This is a genomic window from Priestia sp. P1_B12_1 (assembly GCF_056406695.1).
This window is the reverse complement of the sequence record NZ_JBFTZR010000001.1, coordinates 213,099-238,655: the sequence shown is the minus strand read 5'-3', so window position 1 is coordinate 238,655 and position 25,557 is coordinate 213,099. Positions and strand designations below refer to the sequence as shown.

Genomic DNA, 25,557 nt, shown 5'->3' with positions numbered 1-25,557 from the left:
AATGGGGAAACAAGAAAATGTTTGTCAGCCAACCTTTGCTATGACTCTTTTTTTAGATGAATATAACAAGCGTCTGAGAATAGATGATTACCGGGGAAATGTGAACGATATTTACAGCTATATATATAAAGAAATTGATAAGAAAACGTACGAAAAGTGGATTATAAAAGTACGTGCTGAACATCTGTTGGACTGGATAAGCTTGGGATTTTCTTTAGAAGCAACTGTTCCCTACTATTTTAACGGAAGCGACGCGTATCTTTTATGCTACTATACGTCTCAATCCCGCCGAGACAGCGGGAAGACGTTAAAAGAAACAGAGCTGCTTCAAGATGTGTTGAATTTGCCGACATCTGATTATTCTTCTTTATCGAATCAACTGATCATGCGCCGAGCCATTTCATCTGACGCTAAACAACTTTCTCAGCTCTACCGTCAAATCTTCACAGTGTATCCTACTCCCCTCTACGAAGAAGAGTATCTCTCTAATTTGCTTCAAGAAGATAGCTTGTTTTATATCATAGTTGACAAGAACGATATCGTTAGCGCTGCTTCTGCTGAAATTGACTATGTCTACCACAATGCTGAACTAACGGATTGTGCGACTCTCCCTGCTTATCGAAAGTATGGATTCATGAAGCATTTATTAAACGCACTAGAGGCGGAGCTAAAACAGCGGCATATTTTTTGTGCATACACAATAGCGAGAGCGCTTTCATTTGGGATGAATGCTTCTTTTCATCAGCTTGGGTATATCTATACGGGACGATTAACGAATAATTGTTACATTTATAAATCGTTAGAAGATATGAACGTGTGGGTGAAGGATCTGTCAAAAAGTAAAGGGTGAGAAATAATTAACCAATTTATGGGCTGTAACATATAACAATAGTAAATCTTCATAAAGGAGCGATTGTATGTTATATGATTTATATAAGCCGTCCCGACATTGGAAAGACATTGAGTTATGGAAAGATGTTCCTGAAGAAAAATGGAATGACTGGATTTGGCAATTAACAAACACAATTCGAACGTTAGATGATTTAAAAAAGGTCATTAACTTAACTCCTGAAGAAGAAGAAGGAGTACGCATTTCAACCAAAACCATTCCGCTCAATATTACGCCTTATTATGCATCTTTGATGAATCCAGATGATCCTCGCTGCCCCGTCCGTATGCAGTCTGTTCCGGTTGGCAAAGAACTTCATAAAACAAAATATGATCTAGAAGATCCCCTAGATGAAGACGAAGATTCTCCAGTGCCAGGGTTGACTCATCGCTATCCTGATCGCGTTTTGTTCTTAGTCACCAATCAATGTTCCATGTACTGCAGGTACTGTACTCGAAGAAGGTTTTCAGGACAAATCGGAATGGGCGTTCCAAAAAAGCAGTTAGATGCTGCGATTGCTTATATCGCCAAAACACCTGAAGTACGAGATGTACTCATTTCAGGCGGTGATGGCTTGCTGATTAATGACAACATTTTAGAATATATTTTGAAGAATTTACGAGCTATTCCCCATGTGGAAATTATTCGGATTGGCACAAGAGCACCCGTTGTGTTTCCGCAGCGAATAACAGAAAATTTATGTACCATTTTAAGGAAATATCATCCAGTATGGTTAAATACTCACTTTAATACATCCATTGAAATTACGGAAGAGACAAAAAAAGCATGTGAAATGCTTGTCGATGCAGGCGTTCCAGTTGGCAATCAAGCGGTTATTTTAGCTGGGATTAATGACAGCGTAGCTATCATGAAAAAGCTTATGCACGATTTAGTGAAAATACGCGTTCGTCCTTACTATATTTATCAATGTGATTTGTCAGAAGGAATTGGACATTTCCGCGCACCTGTTTCCAAAGGGCTTGAAATTATGGAAGGGCTGCGAGGTCATACGTCTGGCTATGCTGTTCCAACGTTTGTTATTGATGCGCCGGGAGGAGGAGGAAAGATTGCAGTTCAGCCAAACTATATTATTAGTCAAAGCGCAAGTAAAGTTGTTCTGCGAAACTTTGAAGGAGTGATTACGACGTATCCGGAGCCAGAAAGCTATGTGCCTGGGCGTGCAGATGATTATTTTCGCGCTGTTTATCCAGCATCGGATGCTAAAGATTCTTCCATCGGCATCTCGGGTCTTATGAATGATGCTCAATTCAACCTTGTACCGGAAGGGTTAGGGAGAGTAAAAAGACGTAAAACATATGAAAGTGACAGTGCTCACGAAAGTCTAAAAGATAAACGTGAAAAAAGAGATGAATTAAAAGATAAAAAGTTTAAAGCTCAATTGAAAAAAGACGTTAAAAGCGACGATGCTCCATCATCTTAAGGAGGTCCTGTAATATGACTGTTCAATGCGCATGGTGCGAAGAAGAAAAAGCGGTAGAAACCACCAATACCGCATACTGGGAATTGCCAGATGGAACGAGAAGTATTGAAATTACTCATATGCCATGTATCAGCTGTTCAGGTTGCGGGATGTCATATCAAGAAGAAGAGATCATAGAAGAAGTGGAAACACAGCTGCTTCTTGTCGATACAAAAAAACTTGATGAATCCATTCGGTATGATGAACTATTAAAAGTGCCAAGATTATTAAAGCGCAACTACTTTAAATTCTAAAAAGCCGCCCCTTATTTTGTAAGGGGCGGCTTTGCTTATTGATAAGCCTTTGTTCCAGCAGTGCGCAGGCTGTAGGCGTGTTTTAAAGCCACTGTAACAGGACGGAAAGTTGGAAGTTCGACTTCGTCTATTTTCGAAACGGGCAAGAGGCCAACAGACGTGCTCGTAATAAAAACTTCATCAGCGTCTTTTAAAAAGGAAGGAGTCATATTTTGTTCGCGGATTTGAATGGCTTGTTCCTGCGCACATTCCAGCACGTTAGCGCGCGTAATACCGGATAGAATTTTTCTTGTGGCAGGAGTCGTGAACAAGACGTTGTCTTTTATCGCAAATACATTGCTGCTCGACCCTTCGGTTATGTATCCGTCTTTTACTAAAATAGCTTCTTTACATCCTTTAGAAGCCGCAGCTTGTTTGGCCAGAAGGTTAGGAAGTAGGTTCAATGATTTGATATAGCAATTAGCCCATCGTTCGTCTTCCAAAAGAAGCGTGGAAATGCCTTTTTCATAGGCTTCTTCAGGTGTTTGGCGAGGGTGGCGTATTGTGAGTGCTAATTGTGCAGGTACATCGGGAAATAAATGATTTCGAGGAGCAATCCCGCGCGTAACTTGAATATAAATATCAGCGTCTTTTAACGTTGATTTTTCCATTGCTTGATGAATGATGTCCTTTAGCTCTTGTCTTGAAACCGGCAGCTCGATAAAGATTGCCTTTGCACTTCTTTCTAAGCGGTCTAAGTGACGTTCAATTGAAAACGGAACTCCTTTGTATACGCGAATAAATTCATAAACACCGTCTCCAAATTGGTGACCGCGTTCATCAATTGGAATAACAGCCTCATTAATATCTCTAAACTCTCCAGCATAATATGCTAATTCCATCTTGAAAAACTCCCTTCCTTTAGATATTAAAACGTTAACATAAAATTCAGCAAAATGAAATTATTTACTTGGTTTCTCCAAAGAAAATGAAAAAAGTCATACTCCTTTAGGAGTATGACTTTTATGAAAACGTACGTTTGAAAGCTAATGAAAATTTCTGAATGGCTTTTTTAGGTGTAACAAACTGAACGATGAGCTTAGTACCGGTGATGAACCAATCGACGATACGGCTGCCGAGAAGCATCGTTACTAAAATGGACAGGGCGATTAAGACGATAATTCCCCATGACGTTGGCTCCAGACTTTTTGAGAAGTCAGTTGTAAAGAACCATTTTAAAATGAAGCCGTGCAATAAATACACGTATAGGGATCGCTGTCCAATGCTTGTTAAAGCAAAACCGCGCGTTGGAATTAAAGCCATAAAGGCAAAAGATACAAGAAAAGCAATTCCATAGTGAGAAACGCGCATTAAAAATTCGGCCACATTGTCGTATGTGTTCGTTCCATACAGCATATCTGTGTAAGCCGTGTCGTCTAAGAAAGAATAGCTTCCAATTAATGTAACTAGTAATACGATGGATGCAATGATTCGATTTCGCGCTGTCAAAAGATTTGTAAAAGGCTCTTGTCGCTGTGACAAATAGTAGCCTAAAAGGAAAAACGGGAAGAAGACAAACATTCGGCTAATGCTTAGAATTTTATCAAATCCGTCAATATCAATGAAGCCCATTGCAAGTCCAAGCGAAATAGAGACAGTTAAGCTAATCCACATCGGGAATTTCGCAAAGAAAGGAAGCATTAATTTCCAAAAAATTAAGCTCAGTAGAAACCACATTGCCCATCTAGGAACCAAATATTGAAGCGTGTACGTTTCATCTGTATAAAGCACACTATAATATAGGGTATAGATAGTTTGGAAAGCTAAATAAGGAAGAGCCACCTTTGTAAATATTTTTTTGTAATAGCCTTTTTTATGAAAATTTTTTGAGAAATAACCTGCTAGTAAAATAAAGACAGGCATATGGAAAATAAAGATAAAGTGATAAATGGACAGCATTCCGCTGCTATCTGTTCGGTACGGAGAAATCATGTGTCCAAATACAACCAAAAAAATTAATACAAATTTAGCATTATCAAAGTAAGCATTTCGAGTATTCATAGTATTATTTTTCCTCAACATATGCTGATGTAAACCTCCCACCAACAAGATTTATTTAAATGGCGATTATTGTTAGAATAACCTTTCACTACGGAATTAAAACATGAATTCTTCTTTTTTGCAATTACATAAAGGCTTGAGAAACCTGTCGAATCAATGTTTTTGTTATAAAAACGATGTGTTTTTGTTACAAATGTCTTTTTGAAAAAAGAAAAATATTGATATAACAATATTTATTCGTTACGCTAATAGTGAAATTTGTTTTGCAACTGTAACATGAATTTAATATTTTTTGTCCGGTAAACCACTTATATTGCAGTGTTCGACATCTACATATCGCAGAAGAAAGTTGTAGATTTCTTGAAAAAATGATAGAAAAGATACACATACCGCTGGAGGGGGAGTCCGATGAAATCCTTTTATCACTATATAATGAAATTCCGATCAAATAAAAAACATGATCGGATGGGAGAGTTTGCGCGAAGTGCTTATGATGATCACAGCTTCCCGAAATCTTCAACAGATTATGACGAACTGAGTTCTTATTTAGAACTCAACGGACATTATTTATCAAGTATGACCGTATTTGATGAAGCATGGGAGCTTTATCAAAATAATGCGTGAGAAATAAAAAAAGCAGGCTGATGGATATCCATCAGCCTGCTTTTTTTATTTCTTTAGCTCATGCACTAAGCAGGAGGGAAAATGATAGAAGGCAATAGATAATAAAGGCTTGGTTCTAAAGATGTTATACTTCCCCTTTTTTAGTTACTGCATATAATATTGTAACTTTTCAGTAGGTGTATGTTTACTAAGGAGGTGCGACGATGGCAGGGAAGAAAAAACCTAAATACGGAATTGGTGAAACAGTCGTTGTAACAATATACGGGACCGTTGGCACTATTACCGATATAAAAGTGATGGATGGGATTTTTGTATACGAAATCAACCATAGTGAAGGCCTTTTTTTAGAAGATACAATTGAGCTTCTAGAAGAATATGAAGGTCAAATATTAGTACAGGAAAGAGTAGAGCTTGAATATAAATTTTTCTTCGGCGATATCGTCCAGGTTTTTAATTATGGAAAAGAGTTATTTAAAATCATTGGTATTCGAACAGAAATATGGCGTTATAAAGAGGATTCATGGGAAGATATTGTCTATGAATTGTCACGTGTAACAGATGGAGAATGGCTTGAGGCTAGTGAAGAAGAACTCATTCTCGTAACTCCTCATGAGGAAACAGAAAATTACGCTCAAAGTGTTGATATGTTGTATTTAGGTAAAGAAATTAAAAAGACGGAGTTGCTACCAAAGATGAAAAAACAAAACGGTTCTGAAAAAGAAGAAGTGAGGTTAACTAAAGAAAAGCATGAGATTATAAACGGTCTTTTAGATGTGTACAATGATTATAAATTTTTGTATGAGCTTTTTGAAGATGAAGAATACGCTGAAGTCATGAACTTAGTGCTGAAACATTTAAAAAAGATAGCAAAATCCGAACAAGGAAAATAGCAGGTAGATGCCTAATAAATAAAAGATAGCCGAGATAGATCATTACATCTCTCTTAGCTATCTTTTATTGTGTATACGGCGATGGTAATGAAAAAAGAATGGGTATAATTACCTTTCTATTTAAACTGCTGAAATTTTAGACATACTATTGCCGAATTGTTCATAAATGTGTATAAGGTAAAACTTCAAGCAGAAGATGGAGTGAACCTATTTTTAAGAAAAATAAGGTACGCTAATCCGTTCAAACGGGATAAGGAGTGATATTGTGAAAGAAATCGAAGTGGTCATTGATACGGAAGAAATTGCGGAGTTCTTTTACAATGAACTAGTCAAGCGAGGCTATGTTCCCGCTGAAGAAGAGCTAGGCGAATTAGCGGATATAACTTTTGATTATCTCATTGATAAATGCATTATTGATGAGCAAGATGAAGAATAAAAAGATAGATACATCTGTAACGACGGGGAAACTCGTCGTTTTGTTTATGAGACAGCGGCTATGAAAAAGGGTTAGCAGCTTTAATAGCAGATTGCACTTTTATATGATGCTGAAGAGGAATTTTTTTAACGGAAGAAGCGGGAATAGACTCAAGGAGAGAAAATATGCTTTCTTCTTCAAACCACTCATCTTTTCTTAAAAAAAGGTGTACGCGGTCTCCCCAGCTCATATTTAACGTCGGGCTATACAGCTTTTTGGAATGAGTTCGATTTTTTGTAAATATATCTGAATTATAATCGCTTCGAGACCCTGTGTGGGGGTGTTTAAGGCTAAATGTATAGATAGAATCATGCAAGTTTGAATAAAAAAGAAGAACGTATAAAGTTTTTCCCACTTCAATCCGTTTTAAGACAGACTCGAAATGATACACTTTTGTGCCACTTAAATCAATGTTATTACCTGAATAATAGGGAAAGACGATTTGAGTCATACCGAGAAAGTTTTGAGTGTGAAACTGCCAAGAGTGAAGAACATCCCGCTGAAACTCTTTTTTAAAGAGAACATTTTTTTCGATATGATACTGTTCGTTCACAATCAGAGCTATTGATAAGAGTGTTTTGTTTCTATGCTGCCAAAAGTCATTCCAAACAGTTTTCATAAAAGAAGATATGTGAAAAGCGGAGAGTAAATGAAACAGATTGCTGTTTTGTTCTTTGCTTTTTTCATAGAGTAACAGCTGAGCGTAAGCATCATGAAAAATGGCGGAATTGGAATGTTCTAAAAACAAGAAGTACGCGTGCTGTTTTTCTGGAGAAAGCAGGGATTTTATTAAGGTAGTGGAGAGATCTGTCATGTAATAGCCGCCGTTTCGTGAAACCAAGTGTGCTAAAAAAGCCCAGTGAATTTCGGGATGTTTTTGATAATAGTCTAAATAAGCTTGGGTACGTGTAACATTGTTTTGATTAGCTTTTTTTACTTTTTTTCGAATCTCTTTAATCAATTTTACGTCTTCTCCGATAAAAGACAGCGGGAGGGTAGCAGGAGGTTTGAGCTGCATCATCTGCTGCAGGCGAAGAATATCCTCCAATTTAATGAGGGGATTTGTGTTAGTAGAAGTCATGTTAAGCCTCCTTTGAAACGTTTAACTATATAAAAAAAGGGTAAGGGACTTTTTGAAACCTTTATAACATTTCGTACGTATAAAGGGTAACAAATGTTAAGAAAAGAGGTTTTCTTTATGTTCAGAAAAATTTTTGAATCATTAACTGGATCTAAACATCGACGCTACAGCAGCAGCGATCGACACTATCGACGTCCTCGTCACTACAGCAGCAGTGATCATCATTACAGACGTCCTCGTCATCATAGCAGCAGTAGCGATTATAAGCGAAGCAAATATTATGACAGCCACAGTCATTCAAAATATGGACACCACCACTATAAGCGCAAACGTAAAAGCGGAAGTTTCTTCTCAAGCTTTTTCTCAAGTTGATTTATGGTGAAAAATCGAATGTTCAAACACCTTCATCGCTGGCTAATTGACCGTCCTTTTAAAAAAGGAAAAGTCATTTGCGGGCGCTATGAAATCATAGATGTACTGGGAATGGGAAGCTATGGTATAACATATGTTACTAACGACATTGTGCAACAAAAAAAGGTAGTCGTAAAGCAGCTCCGTAAAACGAAGCAGCGCACGTCCCAGGGGCTGAAGTCTTATCATTATGAAGCAAAATTGCTGTCTCAATTAAATCACCCTCAAATTCCTTCACTGTATGAAGCTATCGAAACAGATGAAGGTTGTTTCTTAGTGATGGAGTTGATTCAAGGGAAAACGTTTGAAGATTTAATTTTTGAAGAGAAGTGCGTGTATACGGAAGAACAAGCGCTTAACATTTTACTTAATATTCTAGACGTAGTTTCTGCTATTCATGAGCAAGGAATCGTTCACCGTGATCTTCGTATTCCAAATATTATTGATGTTAACGGAACCATCTGTGTTATTGACTTTGGTCTTGCTAGATTTTTAGGGGACCATGAAGAAACAAGCACCCTTATAGAAGAACAGCAGTTGATGAGACAAACATCCGCTGCAAGCGATATCTATGCACTTGGTCATTTTCTTTTATTTTTATTATATTCTGGTTATGAGCCGACGGAAAAACAAGAAAGAAGCTGGGAACAAGAGTTACATTTGTCCGCGCCTATTAAGACAATCATTCAAAAAATGCTGAGAGCAGATGAATCGTATGAAAGCATTAAAAGTTTACAAAAAGATATTTATGACTATATAAATAGTAAGAACTCAGGGAGGGGAAAGTATGGCGCTATTTAATAAAGCGTTAGCCCGCATTGGAATTGGTGCAGCGCGAGTGGACGCTAAGCTTGTCAATGATGAATTTCGTGCTGGTGAAAAGATTGAAGGGATTGTTGAAGTGTATGGAGGCAATGTTGAGCAGAAAATTGACAGCATCTATCTGCGTCTATTCACAACTTATGTAAAAGAAAGGGACGATAAAAAATACAAGCAGGATATTGAGCTCAATACGTTTAAGATTAACGACCCGTTCACGATTCAACCATCTGAAACGAAATCTATTCCTTTTACCTTTCAGCTGCCTGATGATACGCCTGTTACATTAGGGAGAACCCGGGTTTGGGTGGCGACGAGCCTCGATATTAAAGATGCCGTTGATCCGTCAGATATTGATCATGTAAAAGTGCTTCCTAACCTTATGGTAACAAGCGCAATTGAAGCTATGGAACAGCTTGGCTTTCGCTTGCGCCAAGTTGAGTGCGAAGAAGCCCCTCGCCGGATGAGAAAAAGACTTCCTTTTGTTCAAGAATTTGAATTTGTTCCAAGCGGTGGAGTGTACGCTGGGAAAGTAGATGAAATTGAAATCATCGTGCAGCCGAGCGGCTTGCATGACTACGATTTATTTATAGAAGTAGATCGACGCGCCAGAGGGTTTGGCGGCTTTCTATCTGAAATGCTGGATGCAGATGAGTCGCTCGTTCATGTTCATGTTTCTGAAAAAGAAATTCCTCAGTTAAAAAATATATTAACCAATATTATTTCACGCTATAGCTAACGTGCATAGCTCTCCTTTATTTTTCGTATATTAAAGACAGTAAAAAGAAAGGAGAGAGGTATATGCCGCAATCAAAGCAAACGAAAAAAATAAACATAAAAGAGGAATTTTCGGCTGAATTTGTCGTTCATCAAGCTCCTAAGCCAGAAGACTATATTCAGCCAAAACGTGTGAATAAGTAAAGCATGTAGAACGCTACATGCTTTTTCTTTTAATAGGTTGGAGGAAATAAAAAATGGTAAATCGCACTACAAAATATTCTCTATTTATTGTATCGCTTTTAGCTTTCTTTTTACTCATTTTATTTACGTTTAATACACCTTGGGTGAAACAGCTTGACTTTAATGTACTTCATACCATTGAAGGATGGAGGACGGACACGTTAACACCCATCATCATATTTATAACAACCGTAGGATCTTGGTATGTCACTGCGCCAATATGGTTTGCAATTATAGTATTTCTTCTTTATAAACGAAAAGGATTGCTCGCTTTATATATCACGCTCGTTTTTTGGGGAGTTCGCGCTTTAAATTGGGGATTGAAGGAGATTTTTGCAAGACCAAGACCTGATTGGAGTCAAGTCGTTCCCGCCTCTCACTATAGTTTTCCAAGCGGACATGCCATGAACTCAATGGCGTTTTACAGCGGAGTACTTTTGTTAATATGGATGTATACAAGAAGCAGAGCCGTTAAAACGGCAGCTGCATGCGTAATGGCTATTGTTATTTTATTAATTGGATTTAGCCGTTTGTATTTAGGCGTACACTTTTTAACGGATATACTAGCAGGATATTGTTTAGGACTTGCTTGGTCCTTAGGAGTCTATCTCTTTTCTAAACGCCTATATAACCAAAAATAGGAGCAATGGTTACATTTTTTTCGTTAATATTTCATTTTGTTTAAGTAGGCCTATTGATTCATCCATTCAAAAACAACTAATGATAAAATGGGAAACAAATATTTTATGTACATGTTTAATAAGAAAAAACTAGTAATTTCGACAAAAAACGTTTTGATTCGATAAAGGATTTTCGGATTTTATCACTAATTATATAAGAATACATGACGTAAAAGAGTAAATACTTGCTTTTGGGTGGAGGGAAGAATGTTGAGTGTGTGGACCACAATAAAAAAACAATTTAATATTAGCACAGAATATGATGTAACCATTATGCAAACAGAAGAAAAAGGCGAAAAGCGCGGATATAAGCCTGTCCATCGTCTAACGATTACAGCATTCGATCATCAAGACGCAGCAACACAAGTATTTCAGATGTTTAATATTGCTGATAATTTGCCAAAAGATTGTGATGCGAGGTTTATCAGCACAGGCGATATTTTATTAATTGATGAAGGTACTCGAGGAAAGTATTACTACAAGCTATGGACAGACGGCTGGCAAAAAGTGAACCGCCTGCACGTACGTTAAACATAAGGTAAAAGCGACCTATCTGGCCGCTTTTTATTTATATGTTGACCCTTAGTAATCACGAGTATGATGGCCAGGGCCATTTTTTCGGTTTGTTGCTGAATATTCATCTCCATGGGCTTCATGTTCTGCTATAATTGCTTCTTTAGGAATATGATTATTCTTTTTAGGCGAATTAATTCGATTGCGATGCTTTTTCCCCATACATATCACCTCAGCTAACATTAGTAAATCCCTTGCGCTATTAGCGTACCCTTATATAAAAAGACATACTACGCCATTTTTTGGGCCGTATGTCTTTTTATTTTTGACGCATAATGTTAGAAGTAAATAGACAAGCAAGGGATACAATATGGTATAGTGAAAGCGTAAGATTTTTTACATATAGGAGGTACGAAATGAGCGTACATATTGGGGCAAAACAAGGTGATATTGCAGAAACGATTTTACTTCCAGGTGATCCACTTCGTGCAAAATACATTGCAGAAACGTTTTTAGAAGATGTAACTTGCTATAACGAAGTGCGCGGTATGCTTGGATTTACAGGAACATATAAAGGAAAGCGCGTTTCTGTTCAAGGAACAGGAATGGGTGTACCATCAATTGCTATTTATGTAAATGAACTAATGAATGAATATGGTGTTCAAAACCTAATTCGCGTTGGTACATGCGGAGCAATTCAAAAAGATGTAAAAGTGCGTGACGTTATTTTAGCCATGTCTTCGTCAAGTGATTCACAAATGAACCGTGTTAAATTTGGTCCTATTGACTATGCACCGACAGCTAACTTTGATTTATTAAAGCGCGCTTACGATGCAGGTGTTGAAAAAGGCCTTCAGTTAAAAGTAGGAAGTGTATTTACATCTGATCAATTTTACAATGAAGACGGCCAGCTAGAAAAATTGGCAGCTCACGGCGTATTGGCAGTTGAAATGGAAACAACGGCTTTGTATACGCTAGCCGCTAAATACGGCCGTAATGCTTTATCGGTTTTAACAGTAAGTGATCACATTTTCACTGGTGAAGAAACAACGTCAGAAGAGCGTCAAACGACGTTTAACGATATGATTGTTGTTGCGCTTGAAGCAGCAATTAATGAATGAACATAATTTCATTTCGTTTATTTGCTGAATGGCAGCGAAAAGCTGCGGCATAACAAATGAAAAGACGAGAAGCAATCAAGCTTCTCGTCTTTTTATTTGTGAAAATTAATTGTTTCCAAACGGGAAATTGTATGGTACGATTTGATACGTTAAAAACGGCTTTGATTTTCGTGAAAGTCGAAAATCGTATAAAAAATTCATAAGAGGTGATAAACCATCATGATGGCAAGTATTAAACAGCAGTGGTTTTCAAACGTTCGAGCAGATATTTTGTCTGGGATGACAGTTGCTCTTGCGCTTATTCCAGAAGCCCTTGCTTTTTCCATTATCGCCGGTGTCGATCCCATGGTTGGCCTGTATGCATCTTTTTGTATGGCAATTGTGATTGCTTTTACAGGCGGAAGACCAGCTATGATTTCAGCTGCAACAGGAGCAATGTCTTTATTGATGATTAACTTAGTCAAAGATCACGGCATTGAGTATTTATTTGCAGCTACTGTTTTAACCGGAATTATTCAAATTTTACTTGGTGTTTTGAAAGTAGGAAGGTTTTTATCATTTCTTCCTCAAACAGTTATGATTGGATTTGTAAATGCGCTAGGTATTTTAATTTTTACAGCACAGCTTCCGCATTTTCAAGGAGCAAATTGGATGATGTACGCAATGGTAGCCGGAACGCTGCTCATCGTCTATTTGTTTCCGCTCATGACCAAAGCAATACCATCTCCGCTTGTTGCCATTGTCTTGATGACGATTGTAGCGATTGTCTTTCATTTAGATTTAAAAACGGTAGGAGATATGGGGAATATTACGCGTTCGCTGCCGGTTCTTCACTTTCCAAAGGTTGATTTATCAGTGGAGACACTGCTTATCATTTTACCTTATTCGCTTCCTTTGGCGATTGTAGGCCTACTTGAATCTATGCTAACGGCAACGGTACTGGACGAAATTACAGATACGCCCTCGAATAAAAATAAGGAAGCGCGCGGTCAAGGCATCGCTAATATTGTAACAGGTTTCTTTGGAGGAATGGCTGGCTGTGCCATGATTGGACAATCTATGATTAATGTAAAATCAGGGGGACGTGGAAGGTTATCTACTTTAGTCGCCGGAGTCTTTTTATTGTTCTTAATTATGGTGCTTGGCGATGTTGTTAAACAAATTCCAATGGCTGCTCTTGTAGGCGTTATGTTTATGGTAGCCGCGGGTACATTTGATTGGCAGTCCCTTAAAGACTTAACGAAATATCCACTATCGGATGCTATTGTAATGGTTGTTACGGTGGTTATTGTATTGTTTACACATAACTTAGCATTAGGAGTAATGGTAGGTATTGTTTTAAGCACCATTGTATTTGGCTGGAAGATGGCTAAAATCAAAACAACTTCACAAACAGAAGGCAATATGAAGCAATACAGGGTTTCAGGGCAATTATTTTTTGCCACGATCAGCTTCTTCATGGATGAATTTCAGTATGAAACAGACCCGGATACCATCATTATTGATTTTAGTTCTTCTCATATATGGGATCAATCGGCCGTGATCGGCATCTCAAAAATTATCGATAAGTACGAGCGATTGAATAAAAAGGTTATTGTAAAAGGACTAAATGAAGACAGTAAAAAAATCGTAAGGCAAATTGGCATAACGTCGCTGTCGAACAAATAAAAGGTGTGCAGTAGCACACCTTTTTTACTTGTTTCGTTTTAGTAGCTGTACGAGCCAGGTGGAAAAAGAAGTTGTAGATGAAGGTACGGATGTCTGTTTTAACAAAATAGCATAGGCTTTGCGCCGATATTGGTAATCAAGCATGCATATCTACTCCTTTTAAAACAGAATTTGGAAGCGTTTTCTTTATTGTAGCATGCTTAATAGGGAGATAAAAGAAAAAAGAGAGACCATCGTCTCTCTTTAATCATTTCCAAACATATAGCGTTTGTGATGCCATGAGATTCCAAACATCAGACCCATTGCAAACATGTTCCCCATCAGTGAACTACCTCCATATGAAATAAAAGGAAGTGGAATCCCGGTAATAGGCAAGACTTGAATGGTCATACCGATATTTTGAAATACGTGGAACGTAAGCATTGAAATAACGCCTACACATAAGTAAGAATTGAATTCATTTTTTGTTTCAAGGCCTAGCTTGATCAAGTAATAAACGAGTACGAAGAAAAGACTAATAACAATGCTGGCGCCGATAAAGCCAAACTCTTCTCCAATAACCGCAAAAATAAAGTCGGTCTGTCCCTCTGGCAAATAGACAACTCCATTTCCGATTCCTTTACCGTTTACCATTCCAGATCCAATTGCATCTAACGATTTCTTTAAATGATAGCCCTCTCCCGAACTATATGACTCAGGATCAAGCCAAGAATAAATACGGCCAAATTGGTATTGCTTAACCCCTAGATACTTTTCTAATAGGCTAGGTGCATAAACAACAAGTCCCAAAATGACAGAACCAACCGCTGTAATACCTAAAAATGCAGGCGCGATGATTTTCCAGCTTACGCCTGAAACAAATACAAGTCCAACCGTGATTGCTAAGAACACAAGAGCGGTACCTAAGTCAGGCTGCTGCATGATTAATAATAAAGGTAAAGCAAGTACAGCACCCAGTTTACCAAGCAGTAAAAAGTCTTCTCTTACTGTCCGGATACGATATTTTTCATTGTGTTTAACAATGACCGTACTCAGTGTGATAATCAAAAACACTTTCATAAACTCTGATGGCTGTAACGAAAAGCCGGGAAGTGTGAACCAACTTTTTGCCCCGTTAATTTCTCTGGCAATGCTTGACGGAGCTACTAGTAAAAGAAGCAATAAAAAGTTCCCAAATCCATAAAAAACCCACGTTAGCTTTTGAAGCTGATCGGAGTCAAAACGCATGACAAACCCTATAATCACCATTCCGATTATATAAAAAACAACTTGTTGCGCTACGAAGTTCTTATCATACTGCCCAATTTTTTCAGCACTATGGATTGCCACAACGCTTACGCAAAACAATAGGAAGATTAGGAAAGCCAAGTTCCAGTCAAATCTACTAACATTTCTTTGATTTTCACCCATATTATTCACCTGTCACTATTAAATCTCATTCTTTCTTTATGATAAAAGAAAAATGCTGGTTTTTAATGCAAAGTCGATTAATGAAGAGTCGCACTAACCCCACTTTGCAGTTTTTGCTTTGAATATAGACTTGCTAAAAGTAAGAAAAGATATGTCGCAAGCTGCGTTACCATACAGCCTTTTATTATACATGAATTATTCTATAACATAAATAGGAGAAATGATAACAATTTCTTTTTTCTAAAAACTCTATTTGCAGGGATTTATTCAATTCATCTTCTTTATCTCCTTAAAGGTTAATATGAAAACATACTATAGGAATTTATCTTTTTTTGCACGTGAAAAGATAAAGAAACGTGTATATATATAACGAAAGAAAGGGCAAATAGTTTCATATGAACGACTGAAAAATTCTAAACTGCGAGGACTAAATCTAGCAAGCTATACATATGAATAATAGTAAAGATAAGAGAAAGTGTTCTACACTATCTTTTTCTACATGCAGACATTCAACTTCTTAGCACTCCCACAAGTAAACAGTTGAGACAAGAATATAATTATATTCGACTTTCTTGCTGATGAACGAACGTATGGAAGGTATATGGATAGATTACCGAATCAGAGACATAGGATATTAGGAAAATAATAGATAGAGATTAATAGAATCATAACGTAGAGAGGTGTGTTTATGATTATAGGGGCAAGTGTGACAGCATTTTTATTATTATGGTGGACAATTTTTTATAGCGGGCGCTACTATCATTATGTTTCAGAGCCTGTTGGCAAAAGAATTTCCCTTCACGTAGGAATACATGTCACCTTAGTGGTTGGAGTGAATGCATGTCTCTGGCTTGAGCAGCCGCTGCTTTTTTCTAGCATTTTAGCAGGGTGTGCAGGACTAGGAGCCGGATGGTTTGTAGGGATTCCTTTTTCGGTAAAAAGTATGTTAAGTGGAATAATGGGAGGCATAGGAACGGGTGTTAGTTTTTATATCTCTATGAGCATGTGGATGGAACAATTTAACTGGCTATCTTTTTTATTGATAGGAACGAGCGTTATTTTTAGCGGAAGTTCGTTATTTCAAGTGTTAAAATCGATTCCGTCATTTGAAAAGGTACTGGTAAAAATGTGGATTCAACATCCTTTTCTGATAGCTCCTATTTTGATTACCGTATTTTGGCTGTATAATTTTATTGAAAAATATTTTCCTCAAGCAGATCCAACACGCAAGTAGTTTCCGTGTTGGATTTATTATTTCCTCCGATAAGACTCCCCTTTAAGTTTACCAAGTTTAACATCGTTTAACTAGTCTATAGAAGGTAAAAGTAGACATTCACCTATCTTCATTATGATGCATATTGTAACGTACCAAGCATTATAAAGGGGGAGTGCGTATGTATCCATATCAATACGATCCACGTTTTCAAAATTTGTTTCCACCTGGAGGAGGCCAAGGGTTTCCATCGTTTCCACCTGGAGGAGGAGGCCAGGGGTTTCCATCGTTTCCACCTGGAGGAGGAGGTCAAGGATTTCCACCGCCGCCACCTGGAGGAGGGGGCCAAGGGTTTCCGCCACAGGGAGGGGCTCAGCCGCCTTCAAGTCCACCGCCAGCTTTTACACCTGCACCAAAGCTAGGTTCAGGAGGTCCATCACTTTATGCTGTTGACCCAGGCGCTATTTCAGGATGCTTATACCGATATACCTATATATGGCCGAGAAATGGTCGGCCTTACTGGTTTTACCCAACCTTTGTAGGCAGACGCTCAGTTGCAGGATATCGCTGGACAGGATCTTTCTGGGTGTATGCTGGGGTAGATGTAAATCAAATTCGAGAATTTCAATGTGTATAAAACTCCGCTTGCGGAGTTTTTTTTGTGCGAAAAGGTTGACGCATAAAAAATGACGTTATATAATAAATCTCGAATTAAAGATAATTTGTTTAGTAATATCTCGAATTAATAATAATATACACTTTTTAGGAGATGACATTTATGGCAAATGTATTATATGTAAAAGTAAATCCGCAGGTTGATGAAGCATCATTTTCAACTCGTTTAGCACAGGTTTTCTTAGATGAGTATAAAACAGCAAACCCTACTGATACAGTGACAACGCTTGATCTGTATAAAGAAACAGTTCCGTTCATTGATGGAGATGTTTTAGCAGCATGGGGAAAAGCTGGAGCTGGTGAAGAATTATCAGCTGTTGAATTAGAAAAAGTAACGCGTATGGGTGAATTAGTAGAGCAATTTTTACAAGCTGACAAAGTTATTTTCTCAGCTCCAATGTGGAACTTAAGCTTTCCTCCACTAATGAAAGCATATATTGATAACATTTTAATTGCAGGAAAAACGTTTAAATATACTGAAAATGGTCCAGTAGGATTAGCTTCAGATAAAAAAGTAGTGTTACTAGAAGCTCGTGGAGGGGTTTATTCAGAAGGCCCTGCAGCAGAGCTAGAATTTACTCAAAGCTATTTACGTACAGTGATGGGCTTCATTGGGGTTCAAGATTTCCAACTGGTTGTTGCAGAAGGTATGGCTTACACACCAGCAGAAGCAGACAATATTCTGGCAAAAGCATCTGAAAAAGCAAAAGAAGTTGCGTCAACGTTCTAATCTCAAAAGGCTGGGACAAAAGGATTTTAGACGAAGTGAAAAACGAACCACTGATCAAGATATTTGATTAGTGGTTCGTTTTTTTTGTTACGGTGAACGTAGGTTTCATGTTTGTAAGTCTTTCTAGCAGTTGATTGGAGGGCAAGCCGAAGACTCCTGCGGGAAAAGCGGAATAGGCGAGACCCCACAGGAGCGTATGCGACGAGGAGGCTCAGCATCCCCCCTCGGAAAGCGAAGTCTTGCACGGAAATCAACTGCGGTGTCAAAAGCGGTTCGGCCCATGTATACGAGTTGTTCGTCTTTAGATTGGATTCATTTGTTTATGTCTCAACCTCTTTTTTAGGTTTAAAATTCAATATCCACTCTTCAGAAGATGTATAAAGGGTTACATGAAGTGCGGCATAGAGAACGCACTTTTTATGAAAACGCTCATACATTTTTATTTACAAGACAAAAAAAGCATGGTTAAATAATGACCATGTTAACGTAACATCGGGATAGGGGAAGTTTTTCCGCAGAATCATTGGGGTATGCTACAAGTACAATCTAAAAAAGGGTGATTGAGATGTTTAAAAAATTATTTGGTAATAAGACAAAATCAAAAGAAACAACCGTTCTAGCTCCGCTTTCAGGTAATATCCTGCCAATCAGCGAAGTACCAGATCCAGTGTTCGCACAGAAGATGATGGGAGACGGTTTTGCAATCGAACCTTCAGAAGGACAAGTTGTTTCACCTGTTGCTGGGGAAGTTGTTCAGCTTTTCCATACAAAACACGCGGTAGGCTTAAAAACAGAAGCCGGTACGGAAGTATTAATACATATCGGCCTTGAAACAGTGGCAATGGAAGGCGAAGGATTCGAAGCTCACGTGGCACAAGGTGACAAAGTAAGCGTAGGAACACCTCTTATCACATTTGATTTAGCGCTTATTCAAGAAAAAGCGAAAAGCATTATCACACCAATCGTTATTACAAACAGTGATGCAAGTGAAAGTTTCGAAATTTTGGCTCAAGGGACAGTTCAAAAAGGCGAAACGGCTTGTGCAAAAGTAACGATGAAGTAATAAGCAAGGCCTTTTCCTTTAAGAAAGGAGAGCGCATTTGAAGATTTTAAAAGTATTAAATAACAATGCCGTTGTCTTTAAAGAAGGCGGAGTTGAAAAGATTGCGATGGGTCCCGGTATCGCTTTTCAAAAAGGCAAAAATGATCTTATTAATGCTGCGAAAGTGGAGAAAGTCTTTGTCATGAAAGAAGAACAGGAAAAGTTTCAAGAACTATTAAAAAACCTTCCTGAGGAGCATATTCAAGTGGCGGAAGAAATCATTTCGTATGCGGAGCAGCAGCTTTCTGCGACGCTAAGTCATCATGTGCATATTGCTTTGAGCGATCATTTGTCCTTTGCTGTCGAAAGGATAGCCCGCGGAATTTCCATACAAAATAAATTACTTAATGAAATTAAATCTCTCTATCAGCCTGAGTATGCAATAGGAGTATGGGCGCTTCAGCATATCAAAAAGAGACTAGATATCACGATGCCGATTGACGAAGCAGGGTATATTGCGCTTCATATTCATACGGCGAAACTGAATTCACCGGGCATGCAGCAGCTCATGATGAATACAACGATTATTAATGAAATGGTTACGATTATAAAAAAAGAGCTGAATATGGAGATTGATGAAAACAGCATGTCCTATCAGCGGCTGCTGACTCACTTGCGCTTTGCGTTAAACCGTTTAGCGCAAAATGAACCTTTTCATGAGATGGATGAAGAGATGCTTGACGTATTAAAAGTCAAATATAAAAAATCGTATCAGTGTGCTGAAACGATCAAGCAATTTGTCAAAGATGAGTACGAAATTAATTTTCCAGAAGCGGAGCTAGGATATATCACGCTTCACATTTGCCGAATAGAGCAAAGAATATAGAAAAAAACATTGACGAATATTGTTGCTTTGAGTACAATGAAAGCGTATTAATTGAATAATCGGGATTGTGACTGGTAAAGCAGGCAAGACCTAGAATGCGCATGAAGGACAAGTATGTCTTTTATAAGCGTATTTTAGGTCTTGCTTTTTTTATGACATACAACAAGGAGGAAGTAAGATGGACGTAAAAGAAATTGCTAAAAAGCTTGTTCCGCTTTTAGGAGGAAAAGAAAATATTGCTAGTGCTCAGCACTGTGCTACGCGTTTGCGCCTTGTTATTCGAGATGAAAGCAAAATCGATCAAAAAGGTTTAGATGAAATAGAAGATGTAAAAGGGGCTTTTTCAAATTCAGGACAGTTTCAAATCATTTTTGGAACCGGTCTCGTTAATAAAATTCACGCTGCTTTTATGAAAGAACTAGGCGCTGAAGAAGCTGCTGTCCCAGCGGATCATCAAGACGAAATGAAAAAGAAAATGAACCCATTTGCCCGTTTTGCTCGCATGCTTTCCAACATTTTTGTTCCGATTATTCCAGCCATTGTAGCCAGTGGTTTACTAATGGGGCTGCTCGGGATGATGAAAGCGTTCCACTGGGTCTCAGAAGATAGCGCGTTGTTTGTGTTGTTGGATATGTTCTCAGGCGCAGCATTTATCATTTTACCGATTTTAATCGGGTTTTCAGCTGCAAAAGAATTTGGTTCAAATCCTTATCTGGGAGCGGTTATCGGAGGGATCTTAACGCATCCGATGTTATTAAATCCGTGGACATTAGCAGATGCTAAGCCAGAATATATGGATTTGTTTGGTTTAAGTATTCCGCTGATTGGCTATCAAGGTACGGTCGTTCCGATTTTATTGGCTATCTACGTTATGAGCAAAATTGAAAAGGGACTCCGGAAAATTGTGCCGAATTCGGTTGATTTACTTGTTACGCCTTTTTTAACTGTTATTATCACAGGCTTTGTGTCACTTGTGTTTATTGGTCCTTTCGGTCGCTATATTGGAGATTTAATTTCAATCAGCCTTCAGTCTCTATACGATGTAGCCGGAGTGTTTGCAGGAATTTTGTTTGGTGGCTTATATTCGACCATTGTATTAACAGGCTTGCAGCATAGTTTTCATGCTATTGAAGCAGGACTGCTTGCTAATCCGAAGATCGGCGTTAACTTCTTACTTCCTATTTGGGCCTGCGCGAATGTGGCGCAAGGAGGAGCAGGGCTGGCTGTTTACTTTAAGACGAAAAATGCCAAAACGAAAAAAATTGCGATTCCAGCGGCTATTTCTTCCTTCTTAGGAATTACAGAACCAATTATTTTCGGCGTCAATTTAAGACTTCGCAAGCCATTTATTGCTGCGGCTATAGGCGGAGCAGCCGGGGGAGGCTACGTTGTACTTATGCACGTAGTAGCCAACGCATACGGCCTCACAGGCATTCCAATGATGGCCATTGCTGCACCGCTTGGTATGAGTAATTTAATTCACTATATCATTGGTATGATTATTTCTGTAGGTGTAGCATTCGGCGTTACATGGTTCATGAAGCTAAAAGAAGACTGAGAACCATCGGTAAGCATAAGAGAATAGAGAACGGTATTAGATTTGCTCATCATATTTTATGGTGAGCAAATTTTGTGTCGTAAATATGAAACTTTTTAAAAAGTAATACGTAGAACAGTCAAAGAGATAAGTTGATGTTGTGTAACAGGAACGTAAATGCTACACTACATATATTGGATTGTACTATTATAGTCAGAAAGAGAGCTGGCACATGGAATTTTATCACGATCTTTTTCTATATGCGCCGTATTTATCTGCTTTCGTTTTATACATCCTTTGTTATTATATGCTTCGTGAAGCTAGGTTTACGGCTTTTCATGCGGAACCTGTCACCGACCATGTGAATGCAGGGATTGACCCTTCAGTATTAACAATATGGAAAAGACGAAATGTATTTATACATGTGTATAGAAAAACACCAGTTAAAGAGAAGAATAATGATGAAGAAGATCCTTTCCTTCTGAAAAACACTTCATACATTTAGTCATTATTAGGAGGAAAGAATATGAAAAGAAATAAAAAATTATTATTGCTTGGTTTAATGGGAGCGCTTCTTTTAGCTCTAGCCGGCTGTAGCAGCACGAAAACACCAGTAACCGCAACAAGCGGCGGGTTCTGGGATCATTATTTTGTTTACCCTTTATCTATGGCATTAACGAAAATTGCTGAATGGGCAGGCGGAAGCTATGGTCTTTCTATTATCATTGCGACGGTTATCATTCGTTTAGTTCTATTGCCGCTTATTTTAAAGCAGCAAAAGAGCACGATGGCTATGCAAGCACTTCGTCCAGAGATGGAAAAGATTCAAAAGAAATATGCTGGTAAAAAAGATCCTGAAACACAGCAAAAGCAGCAAAAAGAAATGATGCAGCTTTACCAAACGCATAAAATTAATCCGGTTGGCGGATGTTTGCCAATCTTTATTCAAATGCCTATTATTATCGCGTTTTATAATGCCATTGCAAGAACGCATGAAATTGCGCAGCATTCATTCTTATGGGTAAGTTTAGGGAAACCCGATCCTTACTTCATTTTACCGGTAGTTGCAGCGATTACGACATTCTTACAAATTCGTGTAAGTATGACGGATGAAATTCAACCTCCAATGAAAATGATGATGAACATTATGCCAATCTTCATCTTAGTAGCAGGGATTTCACTTCCATCTGCTCTTGCATTATACTGGGTAATCGGTAACTTATTCGGAATTGGACAAGGTTACTATTTGAAAAAACGTATGAGTTTATTGAAAGAAAAAGATGCGGCTAATAATACAGCACAAGCTAAAACAAAGCCATCACCAAAATCTAAGTCAAAATCATAATATACAAAAAGCGCAGCTATTCGCTGCGCTTTTTTATTTTTTCAAAAATGTGATGAGATGAGGAGATTTGTGTAACGCTATAAAAAAAGACAGGAGTGAACATGGTGAAAAAAATAGCGTTATGTCTGCTTTTTCTTATGTTGTTCCCTATGCAAATAAATGCTGCCACTACAGTGAAGGTCAGTTTTATACGGCAAGGAAACCTATGGATATATGATAACGGTACCGAAAGGCAGTTATCCTATGCCCGTCATGCCTCTATGCCTCAATGGTCATCACATGGAGATATAGTTGCTTATTCAGAAAATGATTCTTTAATGATTGCACCGTTAAAAGGAAAACCGCTACTAGTTGAACATGATGTGACTCATTATCAATGGTCACCGGTTGCTGAGGAACTTGCGTATATTTCGAATGGAATCTTAGTATATTACAACGTTAAAACGCATGAAAAGAAGCGTGTAGCCGTAGGAGTTGATCAGTTTTCATGGTTTCCAGAAGGAGATCGATTTTTAATTACGTCAGCTGCTGCGCTGACGCCCACGGGATGGGGACCGGTAAAGCTATATACAGTGAGCAAATATGCAGGGTTAGACGTAAAAAAAGTGGAGGCTTTTACGACGCTGCCAGCAGAAAATGATTCGTTTTTTGCGTATACAACAAGCAGCTTCAAATGGTCTCCTAACGGTCAATGGATTAGTTTTATCGCTATTCCAACGGCTTCGATGTCTGCAGATGCAAATAAGCTGTGCATCATTACAAAAGAAGGAAAAGCTTTTCAAGTAGTGGGAGATATGCTTAATGTATCTAATTGGTTTAAGTGGAGTAATGAAGAGCAAGTACTGGCATTTATTAATGGGGAAGGAAGATTTGCCACTGAAAATAAAAAGTTCACTTTAAAAGAGATGCCGGTTTTTAAAGAACATGTGTTTACTCCAAAAGGCTTCGCAGATTGGGATTTTACTTGGACAGAAAAAGATAACATCATCATTTCACGTGTGCCTGAAGCAGGGTGGTCGAATGATGAAAAAAAGAGGCCACTGCCTTTTTTGTATAGCATGAACGTAAAGACTAATAAGCAAAGTCAGTTCACATTTCCGCAAAAAGGCTTAGGAGATTATGCACCTGTTTATCATAAAGCAACGAATCAAACGATGTGGATTCGTACAAATCGAAAACAAGCAAATCTTTTAACACGCGTAAAAGATACGAAAAATGATAAGGTACTTATTTCAGGCTTAGACCTGCCGGGAAATTATTATGAGCTGTATCGGTGGAATGAAGTATTTAGCGTGTACAGCCCTTAATAGCTAATTAAAACATAAGAAACTAAGGTGAAAAAATGAATATACGTTTGTTGGTAAAAGAAGACGCTGACGTGTACTTTGAACTCCGTCTTCGTGCTTTAAAAGATCATCCCGAAAGTTTTATTTTAAGTTATGAAGAAGAATATGAAAAAGAAATTGCTGATATCCGAAATTATTTTCCAAGCAGCCAATCAGAATTTGTAGTAGGAGCTTTTATGGAAAAACAGCTTGTGGGGATCGTGGGGTTTCAGCAGCAAAAGCCTTTAAAAGTTCAGCATAAAGGAGATATTTGGGGGATGTACGTAGCCCCTGAAGCAAGGGGGAAAGGTCTTGGAAAGAAGCTGTTAAAAACCGCTGTTGAACAAGCTTTTTCCAAAACGAATGTTTTGCAAATCTACCTGGCCGTCGCTGCTAAAAATGAAGGAGCAAAAGCCCTATACAAAAGCCTCGGTTTTACTTCTTATGCGTATGAAAAAAGAGCTCTTCAAGTAGATGGTGAATTTATCGATGAAGAGCATATGGTATTGTTTATAAAAAGCCTTTGATCATATCAAAGGCTTTTTTGTACGGGAAAAATTTAGCTGAAACGTATAGAGATGGAAGCACATTCCCCATAAATATGCTATGATTTAACATATAGGATTATGGAGAGGCGAGGCAGCAGATGGAAAAACTGATTGAATTAAAAAATGTTGCAAAAGTATACAAAAAACATACCGTATTAGAAAACATTCACACGACCCTTTATAAAGGAGAGACTGTCGCGATTGTTGGAAAAAACGGTGCCGGAAAAAGTACGTTTTTAAAGTTAATTGGCGGATTATCGAAACCGACTAAAGGGACAATTCACCTTCATAAAGAAACCGGTACGCCTGGATTTGTGGTGGAACAATTTCCTCAGGAGCTCCGTTTTACGCTAGCAGGTTATTTGCAGCACATGGGACGAATTCAAGGATTGTCTAAGAAAAAGCGCACCTCTAGAATTGAAGAGCTGCTCGAAACTTTCGAAATGGTAGAGTTTAGGCATGAAGAAATCATTTCTTTTTCAAAAGGAATGAAGCAAAAAGTCAACATGATGCAAGCGCTGCTGAGTTCTTCTAAGCTGCTATTGCTTGATGAACCTCTATCAGGATTAGATGCTCGTGCTCAGCTAGAAGTAGAACGAATTTTTACAAAGCTCAAAGAACGAGGGATGACTATTGTATTTACGTGTCATGAAGAAAGGCTCATTCATGCTGTAGCGGATCGTGTTATCACCATTGGCTCACAGCGTATTTTAAAAAATGAGCGCGTTCAACTCATTGAGCATTTAACGGTCATTGAGGCAAATGTCATTCTCAATAAGCCGCTTCGTTTATTAAAAGAAAAGTGCACGAAAATTGAACAGCACGGAAACTACTGGATTTTTTATATAGATAAAAAATATGTAAATGAGTTTCTTGCAGAATTGCTTGCTGTTCAAGCTGAAGTTGTAAAGCTATATCATATGGAAAGGGAAGAAATTTAA

General features: G+C 38.1%; 29 protein-coding genes. 24 read left to right on the top strand and 5 right to left on the bottom strand.

What is annotated here, in order from left to right; genetic code table 11:
• The first annotated feature begins 1 nt into the window (after window position 1).
• From ablB to AC1D0Y_RS01310, 3 genes are all read left to right on the top strand, one after another.
• The gene (ablB, locus tag AC1D0Y_RS01320) at window positions 2–850 is read left to right on the top strand and encodes a putative beta-lysine N-acetyltransferase (RefSeq protein WP_253351789.1); all 849 of its coding nucleotides are present in this window, start codon (window positions 2–4) and stop codon (window positions 848–850) included.
• Between the two features lie 67 nt (window positions 851–917).
• Window positions 918–2,330, top strand: a complete 1,413-nt coding sequence (kamA, locus tag AC1D0Y_RS01315) for a lysine 2,3-aminomutase (protein WP_028410902.1) — start codon at window positions 918–920, stop codon at window positions 2,328–2,330.
• A 14-nt stretch (window positions 2,331–2,344) separates the two neighbouring features.
• Window positions 2,345–2,623: a YokU family protein gene (locus AC1D0Y_RS01310; protein ID WP_013058725.1), complete on the top strand. Its 279-nt coding sequence runs from the start codon at window positions 2,345–2,347 to the stop codon at window positions 2,621–2,623.
• A 35-nt stretch (window positions 2,624–2,658) separates the two neighbouring features.
• Here the strand turns inward: AC1D0Y_RS01310 and dat are convergent, their stop codons facing one another.
• Window positions 2,659–3,504 (bottom strand): D-amino-acid transaminase, encoded by an 846-nt coding sequence (gene dat / locus AC1D0Y_RS01305; protein ID WP_013084681.1) that lies wholly within the window; start codon window positions 3,502–3,504, stop codon window positions 2,659–2,661.
• A gap of 121 nt (window positions 3,505–3,625) precedes the next feature.
• Window positions 3,626–4,663, bottom strand: coding sequence for an acyltransferase family protein (locus AC1D0Y_RS01300; RefSeq protein WP_013058723.1), 1,038 nt, complete (start codon window positions 4,661–4,663; stop codon window positions 3,626–3,628).
• A 408-nt stretch (window positions 4,664–5,071) separates the two neighbouring features.
• On the opposite strand from AC1D0Y_RS01300, the gene AC1D0Y_RS01295 reads away from it, so the two are divergent.
• From AC1D0Y_RS01295 to AC1D0Y_RS01285, 3 genes are all read left to right on the top strand, one after another.
• Window positions 5,072–5,287, top strand: coding sequence for a YozE family protein (locus tag AC1D0Y_RS01295; RefSeq protein WP_013058722.1), 216 nt, complete (start codon window positions 5,072–5,074; stop codon window positions 5,285–5,287).
• 203 nt (window positions 5,288–5,490) lie between these two features.
• Window positions 5,491–6,177 (top strand): hypothetical protein, encoded by a 687-nt coding sequence (locus tag AC1D0Y_RS01290; protein ID WP_013058721.1) that lies wholly within the window; start codon window positions 5,491–5,493, stop codon window positions 6,175–6,177.
• Between the two features lie 265 nt (window positions 6,178–6,442).
• Window positions 6,443–6,613 (top strand): YozD family protein, encoded by a 171-nt coding sequence (locus AC1D0Y_RS01285; RefSeq protein ID WP_013058720.1) that lies wholly within the window; start codon window positions 6,443–6,445, stop codon window positions 6,611–6,613.
• Between the two features lie 58 nt (window positions 6,614–6,671).
• Here the strand turns inward: AC1D0Y_RS01285 and AC1D0Y_RS01280 are convergent, their stop codons facing one another.
• On the bottom strand, window positions 6,672–7,733 hold the full coding sequence (locus AC1D0Y_RS01280) for a DUF2515 family protein (RefSeq protein ID WP_098249159.1): 1,062 nt from the start codon (window positions 7,731–7,733) through the stop codon (window positions 6,672–6,674).
• A gap of 117 nt (window positions 7,734–7,850) precedes the next feature.
• On the opposite strand from AC1D0Y_RS01280, the gene AC1D0Y_RS01275 reads away from it, so the two are divergent.
• From AC1D0Y_RS01275 to AC1D0Y_RS01255, 5 genes are all read left to right on the top strand, one after another.
• Entirely contained in the window at window positions 7,851–8,105 is a 255-nt protein-coding gene (locus AC1D0Y_RS01275) for a hypothetical protein (RefSeq protein WP_114324454.1), read from the top strand.
• A gap of 3 nt (window positions 8,106–8,108) precedes the next feature.
• Complete coding sequence (locus tag AC1D0Y_RS01270; RefSeq protein ID WP_272801109.1) at window positions 8,109–8,945, top strand: serine/threonine protein kinase; 837 nt, start codon at window positions 8,109–8,111, stop codon at window positions 8,943–8,945.
• Window positions 8,932–9,702: a sporulation protein gene (locus tag AC1D0Y_RS01265; RefSeq protein WP_028410906.1), complete on the top strand. Its 771-nt coding sequence runs from the start codon at window positions 8,932–8,934 to the stop codon at window positions 9,700–9,702. The genes AC1D0Y_RS01270 and AC1D0Y_RS01265 overlap by 14 nt, the downstream gene beginning before the upstream one ends.
• A 235-nt stretch (window positions 9,703–9,937) precedes the next feature.
• Window positions 9,938–10,564: a phosphatase PAP2 family protein gene (locus AC1D0Y_RS01260; RefSeq protein WP_098249157.1), complete on the top strand. Its 627-nt coding sequence runs from the start codon at window positions 9,938–9,940 to the stop codon at window positions 10,562–10,564.
• 246 nt (window positions 10,565–10,810) lie between these two features.
• Window positions 10,811–11,134, top strand: coding sequence for a hypothetical protein (locus tag AC1D0Y_RS01255; protein WP_013058713.1), 324 nt, complete (start codon window positions 10,811–10,813; stop codon window positions 11,132–11,134).
• Window positions 11,135–11,185: 51 nt separating this feature from the next.
• Here the strand turns inward: AC1D0Y_RS01255 and AC1D0Y_RS01250 are convergent, their stop codons facing one another.
• The gene (locus AC1D0Y_RS01250; protein WP_013058712.1) at window positions 11,186–11,338 is read right to left on the bottom strand and encodes a hypothetical protein; all 153 of its coding nucleotides are present in this window, start codon (window positions 11,336–11,338) and stop codon (window positions 11,186–11,188) included.
• A 194-nt stretch (window positions 11,339–11,532) separates the two neighbouring features.
• Here AC1D0Y_RS01250 and deoD point away from each other — a divergent pair, with 194 nt between their 5' ends.
• Window positions 11,533–12,237: a purine-nucleoside phosphorylase gene (deoD, locus tag AC1D0Y_RS01245; protein WP_013058711.1), complete on the top strand. Its 705-nt coding sequence runs from the start codon at window positions 11,533–11,535 to the stop codon at window positions 12,235–12,237.
• A gap of 219 nt (window positions 12,238–12,456) precedes the next feature.
• A complete protein-coding gene (locus AC1D0Y_RS01240) occupies window positions 12,457–13,905 on the top strand; it encodes a SulP family inorganic anion transporter (RefSeq protein ID WP_028410908.1) in 1,449 nt (482 codons plus the stop codon).
• A 243-nt stretch (window positions 13,906–14,148) separates the two neighbouring features.
• Here AC1D0Y_RS01240 and AC1D0Y_RS01235 read toward each other — a convergent pair whose 3' ends face one another.
• Window positions 14,149–15,315, bottom strand: coding sequence for an FtsW/RodA/SpoVE family cell cycle protein (locus AC1D0Y_RS01235; protein WP_013084672.1), 1,167 nt, complete (start codon window positions 15,313–15,315; stop codon window positions 14,149–14,151).
• Between the two features lie 688 nt (window positions 15,316–16,003).
• On the opposite strand from AC1D0Y_RS01235, the gene AC1D0Y_RS01230 reads away from it, so the two are divergent.
• From AC1D0Y_RS01230 to AC1D0Y_RS01180, 11 genes are all read left to right on the top strand, one after another.
• Window positions 16,004–16,549 (top strand): hypothetical protein, encoded by a 546-nt coding sequence (locus tag AC1D0Y_RS01230; RefSeq protein ID WP_028410909.1) that lies wholly within the window; start codon window positions 16,004–16,006, stop codon window positions 16,547–16,549.
• Between the two features lie 160 nt (window positions 16,550–16,709).
• A complete protein-coding gene (locus AC1D0Y_RS01225; protein WP_028410910.1) occupies window positions 16,710–17,165 on the top strand; it encodes a hypothetical protein in 456 nt (151 codons plus the stop codon).
• 141 nt (window positions 17,166–17,306) lie between these two features.
• Window positions 17,307–17,933, top strand: coding sequence for an FMN-dependent NADH-azoreductase (locus tag AC1D0Y_RS01220; RefSeq protein ID WP_014458563.1), 627 nt, complete (start codon window positions 17,307–17,309; stop codon window positions 17,931–17,933).
• 130 nt (window positions 17,934–18,063) lie between these two features.
• Window positions 18,064–18,276 (top strand): hypothetical protein, encoded by a 213-nt coding sequence (locus AC1D0Y_RS01215; protein ID WP_081085303.1) that lies wholly within the window; start codon window positions 18,064–18,066, stop codon window positions 18,274–18,276.
• Window positions 18,277–18,498: 222 nt separating this feature from the next.
• Window positions 18,499–18,996, top strand: a complete 498-nt coding sequence (locus tag AC1D0Y_RS01210; RefSeq protein WP_013084668.1) for a PTS sugar transporter subunit IIA — start codon at window positions 18,499–18,501, stop codon at window positions 18,994–18,996.
• A 37-nt stretch (window positions 18,997–19,033) separates the two neighbouring features.
• Window positions 19,034–19,861, top strand: a complete 828-nt coding sequence (locus AC1D0Y_RS01205) for a PRD domain-containing protein (protein ID WP_028410911.1) — start codon at window positions 19,034–19,036, stop codon at window positions 19,859–19,861.
• Window positions 19,862–20,039: 178 nt separating this feature from the next.
• Window positions 20,040–21,419 (top strand): sucrose-specific PTS transporter subunit IIBC, encoded by a 1,380-nt coding sequence (locus AC1D0Y_RS01200; protein ID WP_060746804.1) that lies wholly within the window; start codon window positions 20,040–20,042, stop codon window positions 21,417–21,419.
• Between the two features lie 505 nt (window positions 21,420–21,924).
• Window positions 21,925–22,743: a membrane protein insertase YidC gene (gene yidC, locus AC1D0Y_RS01195; protein WP_013058701.1), complete on the top strand. Its 819-nt coding sequence runs from the start codon at window positions 21,925–21,927 to the stop codon at window positions 22,741–22,743.
• A gap of 101 nt (window positions 22,744–22,844) precedes the next feature.
• Entirely contained in the window at window positions 22,845–24,050 is a 1,206-nt protein-coding gene (locus AC1D0Y_RS01190; protein ID WP_060746803.1) for a TolB family protein, read from the top strand.
• Between the two features lie 35 nt (window positions 24,051–24,085).
• Window positions 24,086–24,595: a GNAT family N-acetyltransferase gene (locus AC1D0Y_RS01185; protein WP_098249151.1), complete on the top strand. Its 510-nt coding sequence runs from the start codon at window positions 24,086–24,088 to the stop codon at window positions 24,593–24,595.
• Window positions 24,596–24,714: 119 nt separating this feature from the next.
• Complete coding sequence (locus AC1D0Y_RS01180) at window positions 24,715–25,557, top strand: ATP-binding cassette domain-containing protein (protein ID WP_028410915.1); 843 nt, start codon at window positions 24,715–24,717, stop codon at window positions 25,555–25,557.

Coding starts and splice junctions, on each gene's coding strand:
- AC1D0Y_RS01225 (WP_028410910.1), top strand. CDS start 16,710: ATGTATCCATATCAATACGATCCACGTTTTCAAAATTTGTTTCCACCT.
- deoD (WP_013058711.1), top strand. CDS start 11,533: ATGAGCGTACATATTGGGGCAAAACAAGGTGATATTGCAGAAACGATT.
- AC1D0Y_RS01290 (WP_013058721.1), top strand. CDS start 5,491: ATGGCAGGGAAGAAAAAACCTAAATACGGAATTGGTGAAACAGTCGTT.
- AC1D0Y_RS01260 (WP_098249157.1), top strand. CDS start 9,938: ATGGTAAATCGCACTACAAAATATTCTCTATTTATTGTATCGCTTTTA.
- AC1D0Y_RS01200 (WP_060746804.1), top strand. CDS start 20,040: ATGGACGTAAAAGAAATTGCTAAAAAGCTTGTTCCGCTTTTAGGAGGA.
- AC1D0Y_RS01280 (WP_098249159.1), bottom strand. CDS start 7,733: ATGACTTCTACTAACACAAATCCCCTCATTAAATTGGAGGATATTCTT.
- AC1D0Y_RS01275 (WP_114324454.1), top strand. CDS start 7,851: ATGTTCAGAAAAATTTTTGAATCATTAACTGGATCTAAACATCGACGC.
- ablB (WP_253351789.1), top strand. CDS start 2: ATGGGGAAACAAGAAAATGTTTGTCAGCCAACCTTTGCTATGACTCTT.
- yidC (WP_013058701.1), top strand. CDS start 21,925: ATGAAAAGAAATAAAAAATTATTATTGCTTGGTTTAATGGGAGCGCTT.
- AC1D0Y_RS01230 (WP_028410909.1), top strand. CDS start 16,004: ATGATTATAGGGGCAAGTGTGACAGCATTTTTATTATTATGGTGGACA.
- AC1D0Y_RS01265 (WP_028410906.1), top strand. CDS start 8,932: ATGGCGCTATTTAATAAAGCGTTAGCCCGCATTGGAATTGGTGCAGCG.
- AC1D0Y_RS01220 (WP_014458563.1), top strand. CDS start 17,307: ATGGCAAATGTATTATATGTAAAAGTAAATCCGCAGGTTGATGAAGCA.
- AC1D0Y_RS01255 (WP_013058713.1), top strand. CDS start 10,811: ATGTTGAGTGTGTGGACCACAATAAAAAAACAATTTAATATTAGCACA.
- kamA (WP_028410902.1), top strand. CDS start 918: ATGTTATATGATTTATATAAGCCGTCCCGACATTGGAAAGACATTGAG.
- AC1D0Y_RS01310 (WP_013058725.1), top strand. CDS start 2,345: ATGACTGTTCAATGCGCATGGTGCGAAGAAGAAAAAGCGGTAGAAACC.
- AC1D0Y_RS01240 (WP_028410908.1), top strand. CDS start 12,457: ATGATGGCAAGTATTAAACAGCAGTGGTTTTCAAACGTTCGAGCAGAT.
- AC1D0Y_RS01180 (WP_028410915.1), top strand. CDS start 24,715: ATGGAAAAACTGATTGAATTAAAAAATGTTGCAAAAGTATACAAAAAA.
- AC1D0Y_RS01190 (WP_060746803.1), top strand. CDS start 22,845: ATGGTGAAAAAAATAGCGTTATGTCTGCTTTTTCTTATGTTGTTCCCT.
- AC1D0Y_RS01300 (WP_013058723.1), bottom strand. CDS start 4,663: ATGAATACTCGAAATGCTTACTTTGATAATGCTAAATTTGTATTAATT.
- AC1D0Y_RS01270 (WP_272801109.1), top strand. CDS start 8,109: ATGGTGAAAAATCGAATGTTCAAACACCTTCATCGCTGGCTAATTGAC.
- AC1D0Y_RS01235 (WP_013084672.1), bottom strand. CDS start 15,315: ATGGGTGAAAATCAAAGAAATGTTAGTAGATTTGACTGGAACTTGGCT.
- dat (WP_013084681.1), bottom strand. CDS start 3,504: ATGGAATTAGCATATTATGCTGGAGAGTTTAGAGATATTAATGAGGCT.
- AC1D0Y_RS01185 (WP_098249151.1), top strand. CDS start 24,086: ATGAATATACGTTTGTTGGTAAAAGAAGACGCTGACGTGTACTTTGAA.
- AC1D0Y_RS01210 (WP_013084668.1), top strand. CDS start 18,499: ATGTTTAAAAAATTATTTGGTAATAAGACAAAATCAAAAGAAACAACC.
- AC1D0Y_RS01250 (WP_013058712.1), bottom strand. CDS start 11,338: ATGGGGAAAAAGCATCGCAATCGAATTAATTCGCCTAAAAAGAATAAT.
- AC1D0Y_RS01295 (WP_013058722.1), top strand. CDS start 5,072: ATGAAATCCTTTTATCACTATATAATGAAATTCCGATCAAATAAAAAA.